This is a genomic window from Mycobacterium sp. TH-M106 (assembly GCF_057473765.1).
In genome coordinates this window covers 1-1647 of the sequence record NZ_JBYCLE010000003.1, presented here as the reverse complement: position 1 = coordinate 1647, position 1647 = coordinate 1, and the positions used below count along the sequence as shown (strand labels likewise).

Sequence of the window (1647 nt, the reverse complement as noted above, 5' to 3'; positions counted from 1 at the left end):
GTGCAACGCGCCCTCGACGACGCCCTGGCCCGCGGTGACGCCGCCGCCCTGGCGCGGCTGCCGGCCCAGGTCATCGGCCGGGCCGGGTTCGCGGCGCTGGCCGGGCTGGCCGGACCCGGGCCGCGAACCGCTGTCGAGCTTTACCGCTGTGCCCCTTACGGTGTCGGCTACTTCACCGGCATCTGGCAGCCGTGAGGACCCGATGAGGCCTATTGCGATCGTCGGCCCCACCGGCACCGGCAAGTCACGGCTGGCCCTGGCCGTCGCGGAGTGCGTCGGCGGTGAAATCGTCAACGCCGACGCCATGCAGCTCTACCGCGGAATGGACATCGGCACAGCGAAAGTGCCGGCTACGTCGCGTCGCGGCATCCCACACCACCAAATGGACGTGCTCGACGTCACCGAGACCGCGACCGTCGTCCGCTACCAGCACGCTGCGGCCGCCGACGTGACGGCGATCGCCGCCCGCGGTGCGGTGCCGGTCATCGTGGGCGGCTCGATGCTCTATCTGCAGGCGCTGATCGACAACTGGTCGTTCCCGGCAACCGACCCGAAGGTGCGTGCCAGCTGGGAGCGCCGGCTCGCCGCGACCGGATCGGCTGTCCTGCACGCCGAACTGGCCGTCCGCGACCCGGCGGCCGCCGCGGCGATCCGTCCCAGCGATGCCAGGCGCATCGTGCGTGCGCTGGAGGTGGGCGAGCTGACCGGGCAACCGTTCGCCGCTTCGGCACCCGCCATCGGGGCACCCCGATGGGATACCGCGATCATCGGATTAGATTGTGACACAGCCTATCTCGATTGCCAGCTGGCGAAGAGAACCGACGCCATGTTCGATCACGGCCTGGTCGACGAGGTGACGACGCTGCTGGGACGGGGCCTGCGGGACGGGGTCACCGCGTCCCGGGCGCTCGGCTACGCGCAGGTGATCGTCGCCCTGGACGCCGGCGGGGGCGACGATGCGCTGCGGCGCGCCCGCGAGCAGACGTTGGTCGGGACCCGGCGCTACGTGCGACGCCAGCGGTCGTGGTTTCGCCGCGACCACCGGATCCACTGGCTGGACGGCACTTCAACCAGCCTGGTCGAGGCGGTTCTCCTGGCGTGGCGGAACGTATCCTGAGCTGGTGAAGTTCGCCAAGGGCCACGGCACGCAGAACGACTTCGTGCTGCTGCCCGACCTGGATGCCGAGCTGGTCCTGACGCCGTCGAAGGCCGCAGCGCTGTGCGACCGCCGCCGGGGGCTGGGTGCCGACGGGGTGCTGCGGGTGACCACCGTCGGCGCCGCGATGAACGCCGGTGTGCTGGATGCACTGCCCGAGGGGATGAACTCCGGCGACTGGTACATGGACTACCGCAACGCCGACGGCTCGGTCGCGCAGATGTGCGGCAACGGGGTGCGGGTGTTCGCCCACTATCTGCGCGCCACCGGGCTGGAATCCCGGGACGAATTCATCATCGGGTCGCTGGCCGGTGCGCGGCCGCTGGTCGTCCATCGCGCTGACGTCGTGAGCGCCGACGTCACCGTCGACATGGGCAAGGCGAACCGGCTCGGTGTCGGGGAGGCGATCGTCGGCGGCCGACCGTTCGCGGGGCTGGTGATCGACGTCGGCAACCCGCACCTGGCGTGTGTGGACGCCGACCTGACCGCCG

2 protein-coding genes and 1 pseudogene are annotated in these 1647 nt (G+C 71.0%); all 3 read left to right on the top strand.

Annotated features, from left to right (window positions below; translation table 11 throughout):
- Nucleotides 1-195 (top strand): annotated as a pseudogene (locus AC2VOP_RS00090) (hypothetical protein); the annotation flags it as partial.
- A gap of 7 nt (nucleotides 196-202) precedes the next feature.
- A complete protein-coding gene (gene miaA, locus AC2VOP_RS00085; RefSeq protein WP_486959072.1) occupies nucleotides 203-1117 on the top strand; it encodes a tRNA (adenosine(37)-N6)-dimethylallyltransferase MiaA in 915 nt (304 codons plus the stop codon).
- A 4-nt stretch (nucleotides 1118-1121) separates the two neighbouring features.
- Nucleotides 1122-1647 (top strand): diaminopimelate epimerase (gene dapF, locus AC2VOP_RS00080; protein ID WP_486959071.1); only part of this gene is annotated, 526 nt, incomplete at its 3' end.

Coding starts and splice junctions, on each gene's coding strand:
- miaA (WP_486959072.1), top strand. CDS start 203: ATGAGGCCTATTGCGATCGTCGGCCCCACCGGCACCGGCAAGTCACGG.